16 protein-coding genes and 1 pseudogene are annotated in these 19,672 nt (G+C 58.5%); 4 read left to right on the forward strand and 13 right to left on the reverse strand.

The features are described 5' to 3' along the window. Positions 1–16: 16 nt before the first annotated feature. From JUI81_RS10400 to tssA, 12 genes are all read right to left on the reverse strand, one after another. The gene (locus JUI81_RS10400; RefSeq protein ID WP_007894589.1) at positions 17–157 is read right to left on the reverse strand and encodes a hypothetical protein; all 141 of its coding nucleotides are present in this window, start codon (positions 155–157) and stop codon (positions 17–19) included. 297 nt (positions 158–454) lie between these two features. Continuing rightward, positions 455–1,972, reverse strand: a complete 1,518-nt coding sequence (locus JUI81_RS10405; RefSeq protein WP_204124204.1) for a sigma-54-dependent Fis family transcriptional regulator — start codon at positions 1,970–1,972, stop codon at positions 455–457. 10 nt (positions 1,973–1,982) lie between these two features. Continuing rightward, positions 1,983–4,631: a type VI secretion system ATPase TssH gene (gene tssH, locus JUI81_RS10410; protein WP_204124205.1), complete on the reverse strand. Its 2,649-nt coding sequence runs from the start codon at positions 4,629–4,631 to the stop codon at positions 1,983–1,985. Between the two features lie 13 nt (positions 4,632–4,644). After that, positions 4,645–5,652 carry a type VI secretion system baseplate subunit TssG gene (gene tssG / locus JUI81_RS10415; protein WP_204124206.1) on the reverse strand — a complete coding sequence of 336 codons (1,008 nt, stop codon included), beginning with the start codon at positions 5,650–5,652 and terminating at the stop codon, positions 4,645–4,647. Next, a complete protein-coding gene (tssF, locus tag JUI81_RS10420) occupies positions 5,616–7,403 on the reverse strand; it encodes a type VI secretion system baseplate subunit TssF (protein ID WP_204124207.1) in 1,788 nt (595 codons plus the stop codon). The genes tssG and tssF overlap by 37 nt, the downstream gene beginning before the upstream one ends. 63 nt (positions 7,404–7,466) lie before the next feature. Further along, positions 7,467–7,667 (reverse strand): hypothetical protein, encoded by a 201-nt coding sequence (locus JUI81_RS10425; RefSeq protein WP_019650072.1) that lies wholly within the window; start codon positions 7,665–7,667, stop codon positions 7,467–7,469. Between the two features lie 285 nt (positions 7,668–7,952). Further along, positions 7,953–8,759 (reverse strand): hypothetical protein, encoded by an 807-nt coding sequence (locus JUI81_RS10430; protein WP_064621121.1) that lies wholly within the window; start codon positions 8,757–8,759, stop codon positions 7,953–7,955. After that, positions 8,756–9,268, reverse strand: a complete 513-nt coding sequence (locus tag JUI81_RS10435) for a PAAR domain-containing protein (RefSeq protein ID WP_204124208.1) — start codon at positions 9,266–9,268, stop codon at positions 8,756–8,758. Before JUI81_RS10435 ends, JUI81_RS10430 begins: the two co-directional genes overlap by 4 nt. 10 nt (positions 9,269–9,278) lie before the next feature. Beyond that, on the reverse strand, positions 9,279–9,686 hold the full coding sequence (gene tssE / locus JUI81_RS10440) for a type VI secretion system baseplate subunit TssE (protein WP_204124209.1): 408 nt from the start codon (positions 9,684–9,686) through the stop codon (positions 9,279–9,281). Positions 9,687–9,698: 12 nt separating this feature from the next. Then, positions 9,699–11,174 carry a type VI secretion system contractile sheath large subunit gene (gene tssC / locus JUI81_RS10445; RefSeq protein WP_019580436.1) on the reverse strand — a complete coding sequence of 492 codons (1,476 nt, stop codon included), beginning with the start codon at positions 11,172–11,174 and terminating at the stop codon, positions 9,699–9,701. Between the two features lie 28 nt (positions 11,175–11,202). Beyond that, a complete protein-coding gene (tssB, locus tag JUI81_RS10450) occupies positions 11,203–11,706 on the reverse strand; it encodes a type VI secretion system contractile sheath small subunit (protein WP_019580435.1) in 504 nt (167 codons plus the stop codon). A gap of 32 nt (positions 11,707–11,738) precedes the next feature. Next, on the reverse strand, positions 11,739–13,295 hold the full coding sequence (gene tssA / locus JUI81_RS10455) for a type VI secretion system protein TssA (protein WP_019580434.1): 1,557 nt from the start codon (positions 13,293–13,295) through the stop codon (positions 11,739–11,741). A gap of 647 nt (positions 13,296–13,942) precedes the next feature. Between tssA and tssI the strand changes: the two genes are divergently transcribed. The 4 genes and pseudogenes from tssI to JUI81_RS32200 form a co-directional block, all read left to right on the forward strand. Beyond that, entirely contained in the window at positions 13,943–17,398 is a 3,456-nt protein-coding gene (gene tssI, locus JUI81_RS10460; protein WP_019580432.1) for a type VI secretion system tip protein TssI/VgrG, read from the forward strand. Beyond that, positions 17,391–18,059, forward strand: coding sequence for a DUF2931 family protein (locus tag JUI81_RS10465; protein WP_026331814.1), 669 nt, complete (start codon positions 17,391–17,393; stop codon positions 18,057–18,059). Before tssI ends, JUI81_RS10465 begins: the two co-directional genes overlap by 8 nt. Positions 18,060–18,072: 13 nt before the next feature. Further along, positions 18,073–18,432 carry a hypothetical protein gene (locus tag JUI81_RS10470; protein WP_019580430.1) on the forward strand — a complete coding sequence of 120 codons (360 nt, stop codon included), beginning with the start codon at positions 18,073–18,075 and terminating at the stop codon, positions 18,430–18,432. Positions 18,433–18,448: 16 nt separating this feature from the next. Further along, positions 18,449–18,615 (forward strand): annotated as a pseudogene (locus JUI81_RS32200) (DUF6124 family protein); the annotation flags it as partial. 66 nt (positions 18,616–18,681) lie between these two features. On the opposite strand, the gene tagQ reads toward JUI81_RS32200, so the two are convergent. Then, positions 18,682–19,611: a type VI secretion system-associated lipoprotein TagQ gene (gene tagQ, locus JUI81_RS10475; protein WP_204124210.1), complete on the reverse strand. Its 930-nt coding sequence runs from the start codon at positions 19,609–19,611 to the stop codon at positions 18,682–18,684. Positions 19,612–19,672: the final 61 nt, after the last annotated feature.

The following is a 19,672-nucleotide window of genomic DNA, read 5'->3' on the forward strand; positions in this document are numbered from 1 at the left end:
ATGATGCTCCTTGCGGTCACTTGCCGCGATTGACCGCCTGCGGATCACCCAATGGGCGATAGGTGTTGTCGTTGTATTTGTAATTGCCGCTACAGCCGCCGAGGCCGCATAGAACGACGAGGGTCAGCAGGACGGCTTGCCAGTGACGAACAGGCATCAGAGGGTCTCCAGGGGTAGACAAAGCACAAAGCGCCGACCCTTTCGGGTGGCGCTATCAAAAGCGAATGAGTTTGATTGGGAGGCTCTAATCCAAGGCTTAGAGCAGATCCCCTGTGGCGAGGGGGCTTGCCCCCGTTGGGTCGCAAAGCGGCCCCAAAACCGATCGCCGCGTTTATTCAGGTAGACCGCGTTGGCTGGACGGCGACTGCTGCGCAGCCGAACGGGGGCAAGCCCCCTCACCACAGAAAGCCTGCTCACCACAGGAAGTCCGCTCGCCACAGAAATTTGTTTTGGGTTAACCATCGAAGTCACCCAAATTGATATTCAGCCGCCCGAGGCGGTACAGCAGCGTGCGCCGTGGCAGCCCGAGTTCGCGGGCGGCGAGGGTCTGGTTGCCGTCGTTTTTGCGCAGGCAGTCGAGCAGCAGACTGCGCTCGACCTGCTCCAGGCGTTCGCGCAGGTTCAGGCTGCTGTCTTCCGGCATGGCTTCCATGCGCAGGGAGAAATGCTCGGCCAGCAACTCGCCGCCCTCGCACAGCAGTACCGCGCGCTCGACCAACCCTTTGAGTTCGCGAACGTTGCCGGGGAAGGCATAACCGGACAGGTGAACCAGCGCCGCGTCGGACCAACGCAACGCATCGCGCTGCAGAAACGCGCAAGCCTTGTCGGCGAAGTGCCGCGCCAGATCGAGAATGTCGCCTTCACGCTGACGCAGCGCCGGCAGTTCGATCGGGAATTGCGCGAGGCGGTAGTACAAGTCCTCGCGGAACTTGCCTTCGCTGACCAGCACCGACAAATCCCGGTGCGTCGCGGCAATGATCCGCACGTCGATCTTGTGGGTGTCGTTGGAGCCCAGCGGGCGGATCTCGCCCTCCTGCAATACCCGCAGCAACTTGGCTTGCAGCGATAACGGCATGTCACCGATTTCATCGAGCAGCAAGGTGCCGCCGTTGGCCGCATCGAACAGCCCGGCGCGGTCGCGGTCGGCACCGGTGAAGGCGCCTTTGCGGTAGCCGAACAGCTCGCTTTCCAGCAGGTTCTCGGGGAACGCTGCGCAGTTCTGCACGATGAACGCCTGGGACCGGCGCGGGCCGCAATCGTGAATCGCCCGTGCGACCACTTCCTTGCCGGTGCCGGTCTCACCGCGCAGCAGCACGGTGTACGGGCTGTGCAGGACTTTGCTGATCAACGAGTAGGTCTGGCGCATCGCCGCGCTCTTGCCGATCAGGCCATAACCGCTGGCGCTCGGGACGTTGAGTAGCGCCGGGCGTGTATCACCGGTCGGCTGACGCAAACGCTGCAGCAAGTGCAGTTGACCGAGCACGAACGAGCCCAGTTGACCGAGGGAATCGGCAAAGCCTTGCAGGTCGATTACCCGGCGACTGGCGCACAGCAGCAAACCTTCGACAGCCTTCTGCTGATTGACCAGCGGCACGCACAGCAGCGACTGCCAGGGCATGGCCTGGGGTGGCAGGAAACTGGTTTCGTGCAGGCTGCCGCTCAGCTCGCTGAGGCACACCACGCGGTTCTGGCACAGGGCGTATTGCAGCAGTTGTTCACCGTTGTAATCCGCCGGCAGGCTGGCCCCTTCCCGGGGTTGCAGAACGCCGTTCAGGCACTCGGCGTTCATCCCCAGGCAGGTGTGGGTCGCGTCCAGCAGGTACAACTGCGTCAGCTCGCAACCGCTGAGCTCGGCCAGGCCGCGCACGAAGTCACCCAGCAGCGCAGTGCTGTCCGCCGCTCGCGACAGGCTGGCGAACTGCGCCAGCAAGGCTTCGGCATAGACCAGCGGTTGCGGCACTTGAGTGAACATCACACCCACCTCAGGCGAACTCGCACGTCACGCTGGCATTGCCGTCGAGCGTCGCATGCACGCGCTTGAGGCTTTCACCGGTGGCCATCGCATCGAGCAAACGGTCGGCCACCAACGGCAGCACATGCAGGTCGAGCAAGTGGTCGATCAGGCGCGCGCCGCTGTCGCTTTGAGTGCAGCGTTCGGCCAGGTGATCGACGAGGTCCTGGGAGTAAGTGAAATCCAGCTGACGGCGGTTCAGGCGCTCACCCAAACGACCGAGTTTGATTTCGATCAGCTCGCGCAGCACCGGGCCGCCCACCGGGTAGTAAGGCACCACGCGCATGCGCGCCAGCAATGCCGGTTTGAAGTGTTTGCTGAGCACCGGGCGAATGGTTTCTTCGAGGACTTCGGCGGTCGGCCGCGCACCGTCTTCGCAGAGTTCGCTGATGCGGTCGCTGCCCAGGTTCGAGGTCATCAGGATCAGCGTGTTGCGGAAATCGATCTCGCGCCCTTCCCCGTCGTTGGCCACGCCTTTGTCGAAGATTTGGTAGAACAGGTTGAGCACGTCCGGGTCGGCTTTTTCGACTTCATCAAGCAACACCACCGAGTACGGTTTCTGCCGCACGGCTTCGGTGAGCATGCCGCCCTCGCCGTAACCGACGTAGCCCGGCGGCGCACCGATCAGACGCGACACGGTGTGCTTCTCCTGGAACTCGGACATGTTGATGGTGGTGATGAAACGATCACCGCCGTACAACAAATCAGCGAGGGCCAGCGCGGTTTCGGTCTTGCCAACGCCGCTCGGGCCGACCAGCAGGAACACGCCGACCGGTGCATCAGGTTTGTTCAGGCCAGCAGCGGTGGCACGCATCGAACGGTCCAGCGCATGAACCGCTTGTTCCTGACCACGAATACGGGTGCGCAGGTCGGTGGCGAAGCTTGCGACCTTGGCGTTGTGTTCGCGGGCTAGTTGCGCCAATGGCACACCGGTCCAAGCGCTGATCACTTCGGCCACCAGACGCGGGCAGACTTCGAAGCTCACCAGGCGTTCTTTGACCTGAAGCTCGGTCAGAGCTTTGTGAGTTTCGTTGAGCGCGGTTTCCAGGGTTTCAACGCTTTGCGCTTCGTCCACCGGCAACGTTTCGATCACGGTGCCTTCGGCGTCTTCTTCAACCGTGATGCTCGGTTCGACAGCAGCGGCTTCGCGAGCCTTGGCCAGTTGCTGACGCAGCTCCAGCAGGCGCTCGGCCAGTTCTTTCCGCTCGGTCCACAGCGTTTCGAGGGCGACCTTTTCGTCCTCGGCGTCGGCCAGGCGATCTTCCAGAGCGTCCAGCGCTTCGTGATCGATCAGCAGACCGGCTTCGGCGTCACGACGCAGGGCCTGACGCTGGCGGCCACCTTCGGCCAGCTCGCCACGCAGGCGTTCCAGGCTTTCCGGGGCTGCGGCGAGGCTGATGCGCACGCGGGCGCACGCGGTGTCGAGCACGTCGACAGCCTTGTCCGGCAGCTGACGACCCGCCAGGTAACGGGCGGACAATTCGGCCGCAGCAACCACCGCGTCATCACGCAGGTAGATGCCGTGGCTCTTCTCGTAGACCTGAGCCAGGCCACGCAGGATGGTCACCGCTTCGCTGACAGTCGGTTCGTGCAGCTGCACCGGTTGGAAACGACGGGCCAGGGCCGGGTCTTTCTCGAAGTATTTTTTGTACTCCGCCCAGGTGGTGGCGGCGATTGTGCGCAACTCGCCACGGGCCAGGGCCGGTTTCAACAAGTTGGCCGCGTCGGAACCGCCAGCGTTGCCGCCCGCGCCGATCAAGGTGTGGGCTTCGTCGATGAACAGAATGATTGGCTTCGGCGAGGCTTTGACTTCGTCAATCACGCCTTTGAGGCGACGTTCGAACTCGCCTTTGACACTGGCGCCGGCCTGCAACAGGCCCATGTCCAACGACAGCAGCTCAACGCCTTTCAAGACTTGCGGCACTTCACCGGCGGCGATGCGCGAGGCCAGTCCTTCGACAATAGCGGTTTTACCGACCCCCGCTTCACCCACCACAATCGGGTTGTTCTTGCGCCGACGAGCGAGGATGTCGACCATCTGACGGATCGCGCCATCGCGGCACAGCACCGGGTCGAGTTTGCCGTCGCGGGCCTGTTGGGTCAGGTTGTGGGTGAAGCGCTCCAGCAGCGATTCGCCGGGCACCGCCGGTTTGCCGGTGGCCGGTTGTTCTTTCTGCGACAGGGCGAATTCTTTCAGGCGCTCGATGTTCAGCTTGGCCAGCAACGACTGATAACGGCTGCCGGCATAGCGCATCGGGTTGCGCAGCAATGCGAGGATCAACGCAGCCTGCTCGACCTGGCTCTGGCCCAGTTCGAGGTTGGCCACCAGCAAGGCGTCTTGCAGCCACTGCACCAGCTCCGGGGCGAACACCGGGTTGCGCGAGGCGCTGTGCTCGACCCGCGATTGCAGCGCGGCGCTCAGCTCGCCAGCGTCCACTTCGGCATCCTGCAACGCCCGTGCGAGCAGACCTGTCGGACGCTCCAGCAGGCCCAGCAGCAAGTCTTCGACGAGGATCTTGCTGCCGCCACGGGCGACGCAGCGTTCGGCAGAACTTTCCAGATCACGACGGGTTTCGGCGTCCAGCGCCTGGATAAGTTGTTGCAGGTCTACGTTGATCATGTGTCATCTGTCCTTAATGAATTTTGCTGCCCAGGGTCACCACGCCATCCGCTTTTTCGCGGCCGAGCCAACTGGTCCACCCCAGGCGACAGGCGTTCTGCTCACCGATGCGAAGTTCGCGGATTTCTTCCTGGCGCAGCACCAGGCGAATGTCGTAATCGAGCGGGTCACGCAGGGTGAACCGCACCAGCGCGCACAGCGGCTGGTAGCCGAAACCGATCGGCAGGAATTCGTGAAAGCGTTGCCAGTCGAGCTCGCGGATGTGAATGCGGAATTTGCCGCTGCGGTCGCGTACGTGTTCACCCAGCACCAGGTCTTCGCCGAGCATGCTGTTGCCGCGACCGAGGCGATTACGCTGCTCGTCGAGGATTTCGACGCGGCGCTCGATGCACTGTTCGATCGTCAGCTCGGCGTGCTTGAAGTAGTAGCGCAGCACCGCTTCGATCAACGCCGCCGAGTGCGCCCGCAAGCTGAGCAGGCCGAGGTACGGCAGCAGGCGTTTCCAGTTCAGTTCCTGGGCCTTGCGGATCTCTTCGCCGCCGAGGCCGATCAGGGCAAACAGCTGCGCCGAAAACGGGTCGAGCGCGCCGCTCTGGAAACTCGCGCGGTAGCGATACTTTTGCCAGATCGGCAGCATCAGCCGTTGCAGGCGATGGTGGAACAGGTCGAGGAAATTGCGAGTCGGGTTGCCGTCTTCGCTGTCACCCAGCGCTTGTTCGCCATAAAACGCAGGCAACGGTGAACCGGAGCCGACCAGGCCGATCAGGTTGAAGCGCAGACGCGCGCGCATCTGCCCGTGTTCTTTGAAAAACTCCACGCGATCGACGTCGCTGCCAGGGAAACCCAGGCTCGGGTTGGCCTGGAATTCCAGCTGGTCGTACAGGTCGTCTTCGCTCAGGTGCGGGTGTGCATCGCGCAGCCGGTCAATCACCAGCAGCACGGCCTGAAACAGCGAGTACTCGCGTATTACCCGGGTCAGCCCGCTTAAAGCAGGGGCTGCAGGCCCATACGTGGTGTCCATTGGTACACCTCTCCCTGTGTGCTTTTTACCCGCAGCTCGTGGTACGAATTGAGACTGGCGTAGAGCGCGAAAAACTCGTTAAGAACCGAAGCGAACACGAACAGGTCGCCCTCGCCGATGTACCCTTCCGGGTCGATGGTCAGCTCGGTGCGCAACCCGCGAACCGGCAACCCTCGGTGCAATCTGTCGACATGCTGGTGCTTGATCGACTTGAGCCCGCCCAGCAGGCGTTTGCTGACTTTTTCCGCATGCTGGTCGTAGTAGCGCGGCAGGTCGTAGGTTTCGAGAATCACCTTCAACGCGTTGACGTCGGCCAGCGACAGATAGTTGAGCGACATGTTGCTGATCAGCTTCCAGAGGAAGTCGCGGTTCAGCGGCGGCGCGAAACTCGACGTGGCCGGGGTGATGTTGCGGAAGCTCAAAAACTCCGGGGTCTCTTCACAGGCCATGCGGATGTCGCCGAGCTTGAGCTTGCGCGGCAGGTTCTGGTTGGTGCACATCAGCTCGATCGACAGGGTTTCGTGGGCTTCGGTGTGGCGGATGCCGAAGCTCAGGTAGGTGTCGAGGCCGTCGTGCAGCAAGGACGAACGCTGGCGGATGCTGTAATGCGGACGGCTGTTGGGCACGTCGAAACTCGGGTCGTGCTCGAAGGATTCGAACGGCACGTACTCTTGATAGCCGAGGCCGCCGGGCTTCCAGCCAGTCACGGTTTCCACCGAAAACACGCCGCAGTTTTCCAGGTCGTATTCGGCCGGCAGCAGCAGGTATTCGTCTTGTTTGCCGTCGAGGCGAATCGGCAGCGCATCGTGCTCGAACAGGTTGACGATCGGCGTGCAGTAGAGCTTCACGTTATCCAGGGTCGGCCGCATCCGCATGATGCCGCTCTTGCGAATATCGAAGCGCAACTCAAGGCCGCGCATTTGCTTGAGGGTGTCTTCCGGCAATGCCTTGAGCAGGTCCAGACCGTTGATATCAACGAAGAGGAATTTGTCCTGAAAGGCGAAATATTCCTGCAGGTAGCGATAGCCTCGGAAGGTGTTCAGCGGATACGGGATCAACGCTTCCTCTTCGGTAAAACCCACCGGCTGCACACGGTCACCGGGCATCTTGAACGCCATCGGTTGACCGCTTACGCCGTTGATGGGCTTACCGGCGCCGTCCAGCGGGATCAGCTCAATGCCTTCGAGGTTGCGCAACAGGCTCAGGTAAAGCATCTGGCTGATGTAACGCTCACCGGCGAAGTACAAACGCAAACGGCTCAGTTCCAGTTCGCCGAGGTGACCGTCAGCGCTCATCTCCAGACGCAGGCTCAACAACGAACCGTCGCCCTTCACCGAGTAATTCAGCGCAGCCAGATCCAGCGGCAACACCTCGGTCGGATAGCACGTACGGAAACGGCAACGCACATCATCGACCGGCACACTCTCGACCGGCGTATCACGCTCGACCCTCAACGCCGGCCCGGAACGCTTCAACGGATCGAACTGCAGAATGCTGAACGCCGGCAGCGGCCGCATGTAGTTGGGCCACAGCAGGTGCATCAACGAATGGCTGAGCTCCGGCAACTCGTCGTCGAGCTTTTGGCGCAGACGACCGGTCAGAAAGGCAAAGCCCTCCAGCAACCGCTCCACATCCGGATCCCGCCCGGCCTGACCAAGGAAAGGCGCCAACGCCGGGCTACGCTCGGCGAAACGACGACCTAACTGGCGAAGTGCGGTGAGTTCGCTTTGGTAGTAGTGGTTAAAGGACATGGATGGGCTGCCTGGTTTTGAATTTGGGTGAGCTAGATACGTGTTTTTGCTCAGTGGTCATATTTATGCGGGAGGCAAATTCAGGAAATAGGTGCCAATGCCGTGCATCACCGGTATCGCCATCAAGACAATGAACGTCAGCAACCTATGAAGCTTCGAGTTACGGCTTTTATTGCGTAGCCCAGTCAGGGCTAGAATCAGCGATAAAATGGCCAACGTACCGAATAGGTCACTGTCAGCTAATACGGCCAGATAACCGCTCATCCCTTACATCCTCTTGAGTAAAACTTCCGTTGTAGAGCAGCAGCAGTTTCAGTGCCAAAACACCACAGAAAAAAGTCTGCATTCACGCAGGCGGTAAGTTGGCATAATAACTGCCAACCACTTCGAGCAATGTAATGGACACCAGACACAAAAAAGTCAAAACTCGGTGCCACTTTGAGTTTCTAACCCTAACAAACAAATTACCAATCGCCGCAAAAAAACAAAAAATCGCCAAAGTGCCAAACAAATCACTATCAGCCAACACTGCCAAATAGACGTCAAAACTCATTTTTTATTAAACCCCATGAAATTCCAACGATACAATTGGAAGTTTTTCAAAAAGTCTTCATCCGTAGAGCCTTTAGCCATATTTTTATAATCCCACCCAACAACCGCCTTCTCATAAAATCCTTTTTCAATCGACATACCCGCATATCCATCATTCTGCGGATCAGCCATGTTAGAGCCAATCAATCTCTGAAATGTTGTATTAGGGCGGGTACTCCAACCACTAGTATTACCCTGCCTGATGTCAATTCTGGAGGTATTAATTCCGACTACGACTTGGATATGGTGCGCAACATCTCCAGGACGATCAAGAGCCTGCGCAAGGATGTCCCCGGGCATCAGGCTTTCTACTGCATCCACAGCCAGAGTATTTTCACCCACTTCCTGCATATCCGGAGCACCATAGGTCAACATGACCATTTCGCTAAAGCCGTACATATTGGAAGCGTAACGATCATGCTGCGCTGCGGTGTAATTCTCCATATTCCGGTAAGTTCTAACACCCGTTTTCAGCTTTACCGGCAATCCACGCTTAGACGCAAATTCGCATAAAACCCTCAGAGCAAAGTCTTCACACGTAAACTTATTATTTTTTACAGCGCCGTTTTTATCCCAATATTTTTCATTGATCAGTTTTTCCGCAATCAATGGTGCTTCGTCGTGATAAGCAGCAATATCTGCATCCGTCCAGAAAGCAGTCGTTTTCCAGAATACTTTATAGGTAACTTTTTTCCCGACGGGATCTGACTTTGGAGTTAACGCAATTGACCGCGCCATCAAGGTAGACAAAATTTCGGCACTCATACCGACGCTCCATCAATTGCGGCGTGAAAGTCAAAAGTTTCACCTTCTTCCCCCCCTACCAACTGGGTTCTGCCCATTGCATCACTTTGCCCGGAGATAACTTCGCCTTTGGCGGTTGTAATCTGATAAGGAATATCCTGAAGTGGATTTCCATCCTGATCTTCCATCACAACATGCTGACAATGGGAAAACAGCATCAATGGAACCGGCGGAATAAACGGAACCGGCGTGTGAGAGTTCCCGATAATCACCGTCGAAGACCCGGCCGTAAATTTATTGCCATGAGCACCAACGGAGCCCACGGTCGCCGCCGGTTTACCGTTAATCAAAACAGTCGTTGCAAGATCGCCAACCATCGCACCACCACACGCCGAGGCATCGCCTTGGCGGGCGGCCGCGAGGCCGTCGAAGAACACGTCGCCGGAACCGGCGGCGATCGGGTTGGTGCCGTGGCCGGGGAGCGGGCAAGCGGTGGGGTCGGATACGCGTGCTGCGGGTTTGCCGGACATCGGAGTCTCCTTAATTGACCTTTACTTGACCGCTGCCATCCAGGCGCGCGGCGAAACTGACCTGGCGCTTGAAACCATCAACTTCCAGCAGGCCTTCGATGCTGAAGGACAGCCGAAGCTGATCGTTGTCACGCGGCAGGGAGATGACACGCACGTTGCTCAGGCGCGGTTCGTAGGCTTCGATGAAATTTTCGATGGCCAGTCGGGCCTGACTCAGGGAGTCGTGCAGGCTCAGACGCATGTCATTGAGATCGGGTAGCCCGTAGTCGGACAGCGTTTGCACGCTGCCCGCACGGGTGCTGAGCATCTTGGCCAGATGGGCAGCCACCGACGCCATGGCGGAAACCTCGCGGCTCCAGCCGACGCGCTGGTCCGCGTCGCCATTCAGGCGTTCGAAAAGGCTGCCGTATCCAGTCATGAGTCGTTCCGTTTACTCTTTGTCCAGCTTGCCAACCAGCGACAGGGTGAAATCAGCACCCATGTACTTGAAGTGCGGGCGCACGTTCAGGCTGACGCGGTACCAGCCAGGCTCGCCTTCGACATCGCTGACGATGATCTGGGCAGCGCGCAGTGGACGACGGCCACGGACTTCGGCGCTTGGGTTTTCCTGGTCGGCCACGTACTGGCGGATCCACTTGTTGAGTTCCAGCTCGAGGTCGGTACGTTCTTTCCACGAACCGAGTTGCTCGCGCTGCAGCACTTTCAAGTAGTGAGCCAGGCGGTTGACGATCATCATGTACGGCAGTTGGGTGCCGAGCTTGTAGTTCAGCTCTGCGGCCTTGCCTTCTGCGCTGATGCCGAAGAACTTCGGCTTCTGCACCGAGCTTGCGGAGAAGAACGCCGCGTTGTCGGAGCCTTTGCGCATGGTCAGGGAGATGAAACCTTCCTCGGCCAGTTCGTATTCACGACGGTCGCTAACCAGAACCTCAGTAGGAATCTTGGTTTCGATTTCGCCCATGCTTTCGAAGTGGTGCAACGGCAGGTCTTCAACCGCGCCACCGCTCTGTGGGCCGATGATGTTCGGGCACCAGCGGAATTTGGCGAAGCTGTCGGTCAGCTTGGTGCCGAACGCGTAGGCCGTGTTGCCCCACAGGTAGTGCTCGTGGCTGTTGGCGACGGTTTCTTTGTACACGAACGATTTGACCGGGTTTTCTTCCGGGTCGTACGGGTTACGCAGCAGGAAGCGCGGCACGGTCAGGCCAACGTAACGGGAGTCTTCCGACTGACGGAAACTCTGCCATTTGGCGAACTGTGGGCCTTCGAAGTGATCCTTCAGATCTTTCAGGTCCGGCAGGCCGGTGAAGCTTTCCAGGCCGAAGAATTTCGGGCCGGCGGCAGCAATGAACGGCGCGTGGGACATGCAGGCTACGCTGGACACGTACTGCATCAGTTTCACGTCCGGCGAGCTTGGGGACATGTAGTAGTTGGCGATGATCGCGCCAACCGGCTGACCACCGAACTGGCCGTATTCAGCGGTGTAGATGTGCTTGTACAGGCCCGACTGCATCACTTCCGGCGAATCTTCGAAGTCATCCAGCAGGTCGTCCTTGGAGACGTTGAGGATTTCGATCTTGATGTTTTCGCGGAAGTTGGTGCGGTCGACCAGCAACTGCAGGCCACGCCACGACGATTCCAGGGACTGGAAATCCGGGTGGTGCAGGATTTCGTCCATCTGACGGCTGAGCTTGGCATCGATCTCGGCGATCATGCGGTCGACCATGGCCTTCTTGACCGGCTCACCGTTGTTCTGCGGCTTGAGCAGCTCTTCGATGAACGCCGACACACCGCGTTTGGCGATGTCGTAGGCTTCGTCGTCCGGGGTCAGGCGGGTTTCGGCGATGATGCTGTCGAGAATGCTGTATTCGCCGTTCTCGTTGCTCTTTTGCTGTGCTGCGCTAGTGCTCATTGTGTTGGCTTCCTTGGCTGATGGGGGCTCAGGCGTCCGGGGCTGCGGCGTTCAGGCCCAGCTCACCCAGTACGCGACCGCGGGATTCGTCGTCGGCGAGCACGCCTTCGATGGCTTTGCGGAACGCAGGCGCGTTACCCAGCGGGCCTTTGAGGGCTACCAGCGCGTCGCGCAGTTCCATCAGTTTTTTCAGCTCAGGCACTTGCTCGACCAAGGATGCCGGGTTGAAGTCCTTCATCGAGTTGACGCGCAGTTGCACGGCCAGCTCGTCGGCTTCGCCATCTTCCTGCAGACGGTTCGGCACGCTCAGGGTCAGGCTCAGCTCTTGCTTGGCCAGCACTTCGTCGAAGGTCATCTTGTCGATGCTGATCGGTTTGCGATCTTCGACTTTGCGTTCGTCCTTGCGGTGGGTGTAGTCACCTATTGCCAGTAGTTTCAGCGGCAGTTCAATCTCTTCCTGAGCACCGCCGGTGGCGGGTTTGAAGGTGACGTTGATGCGTTCCTTGGGGGCTACCGAGCCTTCTTTGGCCATGGCTTTTCTCCTTGCGGTTGTGGCCCTGGGGCCTATTCGAGTACCACTTCGAGATCGAGGTGGCACAGCCTGCGATAAATCTCTTCCTTGCGTTCACGCACTGCATGGTTCTGCGGTAACAACTCGCAGCAGCTATGCAGCAAATGCAGCACTTCCAGCGCAAGATCGGGCTCCCAGGCGTGCAGGCCTGAGTCCTGTAATGTTTGGTCGAGGGTTTCGAGTTGGGTCTTGGCCAGTTCGTATTTCTTGGCCATGAAGCACAGCCGCGCGAGGGCGAACTGCCAAAAGAACCGAACCCGCCCGCCGTTGGCGCTTTGCAGGCCCTGCTTGAGGATCTGCACGGCGGCCTTGAGGCCGTCCTTGCGCAGAATCGGCATGACTTCTTCCAGGGCCAGCTCCCAGGCCGGCTGGGTATCGGCGACTTCGACCTTGCGCGGCGCACTGGCGCTTTGCAGGTGTGGCATGACGTGGGCGCTGATCCAGGCGCGGGTGGCCGGGTCGGCGAACGGCGCGCCGTCGTGGAAACGCAATTCGATGATGCCGGGCAGGCGCTGAACCAAAAGCGCGAAGTGGATTTCCACTTCGCGCATGGCCATCTCGGCGTTCAGCCCCTGAAGGCATTCCCAGACCATTCGCTGGCCATCGAACCAAAACGGTGCCTTCGCCAGGCTCGCCTCCAGCTCTACCAGCAGATCAGCGTATTTCCCTTGGTCGAAGCGGTCCTGGTAGGCCTTGAGTTTGTCTGCCGGCACGCCACGCAGGACGGTGATCTGCTCGGCATTGCGCTCGGGCACCGCGTCGATGGGCAGCCACAGCAGCGTACGATTGAGGCGCAGGGCGCGCAGGTCGGTGGCTTTCTGCTTGAGCCACCAGGCGCACAACGGACGGGCGCTTTCCTGCTGGGCGCGCAGGGCCTTATGGGCTTCTTTCTCGTTGTCGATTGGCGCGCCGGGGGTGAACAGCTGGGTCGCGGCCTGCTTGACCTGGGCCACTGCGGCGCCCACCACGCCGGGCTCCGGCTGGTTATCGGCGGCGCGCTGAACCATGTTTTTCAAGCGGCGGGAGATCGGCAGCAGCAACGGCGCGTCATCGCCCAAGTGCTCGGTGCACGCGGCGTCGAGGCCTTCCAGATGCTCGACCAGCCGGCGGAACAGCGGCAGCTGCTCTTTGATCGCAACGTTTTCGTTCAGCACCTGCTCAAGACGCGGCACCAGCCAGCTGATGGCGGCGGAGCGGGTGCGGGCCTTGTTCGGGTGAACTTCGGCCCAATGGTTTTCACAGAGATGGTGCAGCAAACCGAGGCCGGCCAGCAGCCCCTGGAAGGATTCGCGCTGGTACAGCGCCCAGGTCAGCCAAGCGCCGACACGCAAATCCTTGGATTGAGTGCGCAACAGGTTTTCGCTGTTTTCACGGACTTTCAGCCAGTCGATCTGACCGCTTTCGTGCATGGACTGAGCTTTGGCCAGCTCGCTTTCCAATGCCTCGTATTCGCTCGAAAAGCGAACATCCTCGCCCGCGAAACTCTCTTGGGAAACAGAGGCTTTTGCGAGTTCAAGGTAATGGGCAGAAAGTTTGCTTGAGTGGGACATCCGTGACCTTTAATTAGGATTACAGTCTTACGACCAATGGAGTTGCAATGGCGCCGGACAGTATCAAAGAGCTGCGATGAGTCTCATCCAATTGAGTTCGCGCTCTTTCAAGGCGCGCACCCTATAGGGGACAAGGGATCCCCTGATGCCGGTTTTGCCCCCCCTCACCTTCGCCACATCACCCCCACAACCATTGAGCCAGAGCGGTTTATCAACCCCACCAATCATCACAGGACATTCATGCCCTGAAACGGAACCCAGCATGACAAAAATAAAACATGAAAAATGTAGGAGGTTTCCGAAAAGTTACAGTCATCCATGGACGTAGCGATAATTGACAATAATCAATACAAGGCGCCATCAAAATGACAACACCTTTATTTCACCCATCTTTCTCCAAATACGTACTCAGCTCGCCTCAAACTTCTTACAAAAGTATCGAAAGCCATTCGCGCATTGCTGACGCAACATTCTGAATGTGCGGAAAACTCTGACGTACTTTCTGGACGCGTCCGACATTCATTCTTTTGCCCTCTTGTTAGCGTGCTGGACAGTTTGCGTTTGCTCACGCCGGGCATGGCTGGGGCAGCGTGATTTGTCTCTCTTTCGGCTTAAGGACGAGCCACGGAAAAGCAAAGGATAAGCGTATGTTCGCCCCGGCCAATGCTGCTCACTTCACGTTGTTGATCCCAACGGTTCGCAACGATTTCAAAGTGCTGGCCTTTGAAGGCACTGAAGCCATCAGCACCTTGTATTCGATCCGGATTGAGCTGGTTAGCGAATACGCTGATTTCGATCTGGAAAGCTTGCTCAGCCAGCCAGCGTTTCTCCAGTTCGGCCTCAATGGTGAAGGCATTCATGGCCGTATCGAAGATGTGCTCATAGGTGAAACTGATAGACGCCTGACCCGTTACTACCTGACTCTGGTGCCCGCGCTGCACTACTTGCAGTTCAGCCACAACCAACGGATTTTTCAGCACCTGACGGTGCCGCAAATCATCGCTCAGGTCTTGAAGGGGCATGGCATTCAGGCCGATGCTTTCACCTTCAACATCGCAACGAATCACGAGCGCGAGTACTGCACTCAATACGGGGAAAATGATTTCGAGTTCGTCCAGCGGCTGTGCGCCGAGGAGGGCATCGCCTGGCACCACCAGCACTCCCGGGAAGGCCACCTGCTGGTGTTCACCGACGACCAGACCTGCTTCCCAAAGTTGGGCGAAACCCCTTACCAGCAAGACTCCGGCATGGTGGCGGAGCATTCGGTCGTCAGCCAGTTCTCCCTGCGTTTCAGCTCCCGTCCCAGCACGACCACCCGCCGACACTACGACCTTAAACGCCCGAGTCTGTTGCTGGAAAGTTGCTTCACCGCCGAGTTCACTCCTGAGCTTGAAGACTATCGCTACCCGCTGTTATTCGAGAGCGAAAAACGCGGTAAACAGCTCGCTCGGCTGGCGCTGGAACGGCACCGTACCGATTACCAATTGGCCGAAGGCGAAAGCGACCAGTCGACCCTGCGCAGCGGTCATTTCTTCAGCCTGACGCAACACCCACGCGAAACGTACAACGATCCATGGCTGCTGCTCAGTGTCACTCACGCTGGAAAACAACCCCAGGTGCTTGAAGAGTCGATCACCAGCGCTGCCGAACCTGAGGACGGTTTTACCCAGGGCTACCGCAACCGCTTCAGCGCGATTCCCTGGGACGTGTTTTATCGGCCACCGATGCCTCCCCGAAAACCTATGCTGGTCTGCCAGACCGCGCGCGTCACAGGACCGGCTGGCGAAGAGATCTATTGCGATGAATATGGTCGTGTCAAAGTCGAATTTCATTGGGACCGGGCTGAGCGCAACAGCGAACACAGCAGTTGTTGGCTGCGGGTGTCCTCCAGTTGGGCGGGGGGAAATTTCGGCGCGGTGACCATTCCACGCATCGGCATGGAAGTCGTGGTCACCTATCTGGAAGGCAATCCAGACCATCCGCTCATTACCGGGTGCGTGCCGAACAAGGTCACGCCCGCCCCCTATCCATTGCCCGAGAACAAAACCAAAACCGTACTGCGTAGCCACAGCTCCCCCAGCTCGGGTGGTTACAACGAACTGTCGATTGAAGACCGCGCCGGGCAAGAGTTGATCTACCTGCGTGCCCAGCGCGATCTGGACCAGAAGGTCGTAAATGATAGTCGGCTGGAGGTAGGCAACGAACGCCGGGAAACCATCAAGGGCCACAGCATCACGGTGCTGGAGGCGGAAGAACAGCGCACGGTCATGGCGGATCGCAAGGTGCAGCTCAAGGCCAGTGATTACCTGCAGATTGCCGGAAGCAGCCATATCCGGATCGGCGAAGCGCTGGTGGTCGAGGCCGGTGAGGATGTTCACATCAAGGCTGGGGCCAATCTGGTGCTGGATGCGGGGGCCAGCATCACCTTGAAAGCGGGTGGTCACCACATCGTGATCGACGCTGGCGGTGTTTTCAGCAGCACCGAGATTGAAACGGGCGGCACGCCGGGCACCAGCGTGTCTGCCAACCCATTGCTACCGGGTGCCGTTGCAGTGTTGGCATTGGCCCCGTCCATGACCTCAGCACAACACTTGGTAGATGGCGAGCTGGAAGAAGAAGAGGAAGAAGTCGAACTGGAAGATGAGGTGCCATCCGGCATCACCTTGCGGATTGGCATGTTCTTCGATGGCACCGGGAACAACAAAGCCAACAGCGAAACCGTGGCGGCTTGCTATGCACCGGACGCCAACCTGGCTGACGCCGCCGAGGAAATACAAAAGCATTGCGCTGCCTATGGGTACGACGGCAATGGGAGCTCGCCGGACAATAGTTATGGGAATGATGTGAGCAATATCGCGAGGTTGTATGACTTGTACGCCGATCACTCATATAAGCCTATGCCTGAAAACACGAAAAAAGCCTCTTTACGCGTCTACATCGAAGGCATTGGGACTAGAAACAATGGCCCTGACTCACTCTACTCGCAGGCGACGGGCAGGGGCGAAACAGGTGTGGTCGCTCGCGTTGAACAAAGTCCAGCAAAGATTCTGAAGCAACTACGGTTGCTCCAAGAGGAAAACACCGGAGTGATGGTCGAGAAAATCGAGTTCGACATTTTCGGTTTTAGTCGGGGTGCGGCAGCCGCACGGCACTTTGCGAACGAAGTGCTCAAAGGCGAGCACAGCCTTCTTGCGAAAGCATTGCCAGCCGGCTCTCCGCTCTTATCCAGCAACTTTAACTGGCGTCTCAAAACTGATATTGCCATCAACTTCATCGGCCTGTTCGATACTGTGGCGGCTATTGCCAATCCTGGATTGTTCGACTTCAGTGGCACCAACAGCAGAAACCCCGGCGTCAATCTCAAACTGCCAGATGACTGTGCCAATAAAGTGGTGCATCTGGTTGCCCGAGACGAAATCCGGGAAAACTTCGCCCTCAACAGCCTCGACCACATAGACCTGGTCTTGCCCGGTGCGCACTCGGACCTCGGCGGCGGCTACTTGCCACGAGCCAAGGAAAAGCTCCTGCTGGGCAAACCCGTTACCAGCAACATCAGCCAAAGCATGGCCTCGACTCGCAGTGCCGCTTACCTTGCCGCCGAAAAGGAAATGTACGCCTGGTATGAAAAAGGCGTCATCGAATACGACGGTCCGGGCAACGAACTTAAAGTGGCGCTCTGGGAACGACCATTGACCCAATCAGAAGAGCGACGTGGGCCCAATCTCAGCCCACTGAAGAAGGTTTTTGCGGCGGCCACTATTGAGCGCCCGGTGCACGGCGAACTGTCGCTGGTGTATTTGCGCATCATGCGTGAGCTTGCTGTCAGACACGAAGTGCCGTTTGACATCATTGATGCCAATGACCCGAAACTGGCCCTGCCTGATGAACTGGAACCCATCCACAAAAAGCTCCAGGCATACGCACTGGGGGAGTCGTCAATTGAAGGCCTGACGCCTGCAGAAAGAGCATTATTACGCCGACGCTACATCCATCTTTCCGCTAACTGGAACGCAGCCAAGGGTCTGAATAGCAGTGATCTGGACATTGTGTTCATCAACCGACCAGCCAAAGACAGCCAACGTGTGGTACACCCCAATGAGTAACTCCGTCCGCCTTCTCACAAGATGTGCAGGCCTGCTGGTTGGATTGCTGTTGGCTGGCTGCTCGCAAAGCTTCGCCCAATCAAGCTACGACGAAACTTGGTCATTAGGCTTCGGAGCCCCGGATTACATGGAAGTCTGGATTGAAACAGCAGACGTGGTGGATATCCAGGAGCGCGTCTTTCGTCGAGCCGGCTCCGGGATCGCATCGGTACTAACCCCTAGCGACAATAAGGGGAAGCCCGCAGGCTGGCCCAAAAGTCCCGGTAGGGGGGCCGGCCGTGACGTCAATGGTGCCGATCTGCCCCGTTTGATTTACGTGCGCTGGCAATCGCTGGCAGAACCGCAAACCTACGAGGCCTACATCGTCATTCCCGAATCCGCACGGGAGATCATGCGCAAACCCGAAAAAGCCTTTTGCAAGGCTGACGGCAAATGGATCACTGACTACCGCGACGACATTGGCATCGGTCTGGCGCCGGGCGGCATTGCCAAGGTCTGGCTCGGCGGCCCCTGTCTGAAGTCAGTCGAAATGGCGCGGGTAGTGGGAACCATCAACCCGAAAGGCCCCTATGAAGGCAAGTCCGGCGGCAAACATCGCCCCCTTTCTGAGGTATCCAAAGCCTACATCGACAAATTCGGTATCCCCTATGGAAGTTGGTAAGGAGAGCAAATACATGGATTTAAGAACATTACTTTTCGCAGCGCTTATGTGGCAGCCTCTTGCTTACGCCGAAGCAGAGTCCAGTTCGCTGGACGGGCATTATTTTTTGCACGGCGCAATGGAAATGGGAGCGGAGTTGCTACTGCGAAAGGATGGCACTTTTGCCGGAGGGATAACTTATGGAAGCGCTGACGGTATTGCCAAAGGGACTTGGCATGTCGAAGGCAACACCCTGACGCTAAAAGCTGACACTTTGCCCGACAATACGAAAGATAATTTGGGCGTCTTGTTCGACGACCTCCAGTTGGCGATTGAACCCAATTGCCTCGCGGTGGATTTTGGCTCTGGTAAAGCGTGCTTTCGCCGCCGTTAACATCCTGCTCTTTCTAGATTTTCATTCCATCAGCGCCATCGTCGCCGACCTCGCCGACGATATGGACAGCTCACGCCGCTTCATAGCCTTGGCGCTCAGTCGCATGGCCGACAGGGTGCATTGCTGGTGAAGCGAGCGCTGGATCATATGCCAGCGCAGGAGATGGCGGCGCATGGCGCCTAGGCGTAGCCAGTACAGATCATCCCCACGCAACACGTGGGAATGATCAAAGCCCTACAGAAAACTCAATCAAACATTCGGGCAAGGTACCGGTGCCCAGTCGCCCAGGTCCGGGTTCTTGCACATGCTGTTGACCTGAGTGGTGCCTGCGCTGGCGACTTGCTTGCTTTCCGCCTGTTTGGCTTGTGCGGTTTGCAGGGTTTTCTCGGTGGTGACCGCTTCTCTCGGCACGGTTGGCAGCACCGGTTTTTTCGCTGGTTTCACCGCTTTCTTGCTCTTGGTCGGGGTCACGACCGGTGTGGTGTCGGCGGTCGCCACGGTGACCACGTCAGTGCGCTGCACGCCTACTTGCTGCAGGTCTTTTTCGTAGGCCTGGGTGTAGTTGCTCAGGTCTTCGCTGGCTTTACCGTTCACCGCGACGATCAGGTCGTTGGACTCTTTGAGGCCGGCGACGATTTCTGCCAGGCGCTTGCGGCCCTCGGTGTCGTTGACGGTCTTGGCCTTGCGGTCGGCGACCAGTTTGGTGAACGCGCTCTGGTAGCACTGTTGCGAAGCCTTGGCATACGCGGTGCTGCGGTCGATGTCGGCGGCGCTTTTGTTGACGTCGGAGGCGTAGGACGCGATGCGCTGGTTGTCATCGGCGATCTGCTTCTGACGCTCGTTGTAGTAACCGACCGCGCCGCCCGCCAGGGCACCGCCTGCTGCACCGATGGCGGCGTTGCGGCCACGGTTCTCGGAATCGGTCAGGGCGCCCAACAGTGCACCGCCGACAGCGCCGACCGCCGCACCGGTAACCACCGATTTGGTCATGTTCGAATCGGTGGCGCGCAGGTGCTGCACCGGCTCGTAGCAGTTCGGGTAGTACTCGACCTTGGTGCTCGAGGCGACTTTGGACGTCGGCGATGTAGCGCAACCGGTCAGTACGGTGCTGAAGCCGACGGCAATCAGCAGCAGATGACGCTTGGAAACCGAAGCAAAAGGTTTACGGGAGGAAAGCATAGTTGTGTTCTCGTTTAAGTTTGACCAGCTCAGCACGGCCCATCGCCGCCTGAGTCCCTTC

The sequence above is a fragment of the Pseudomonas sp. 008 genome, assembly GCF_016861935.1.
Lineage (GTDB): Bacteria > Pseudomonadota > Gammaproteobacteria > Pseudomonadales > Pseudomonadaceae > Aquipseudomonas.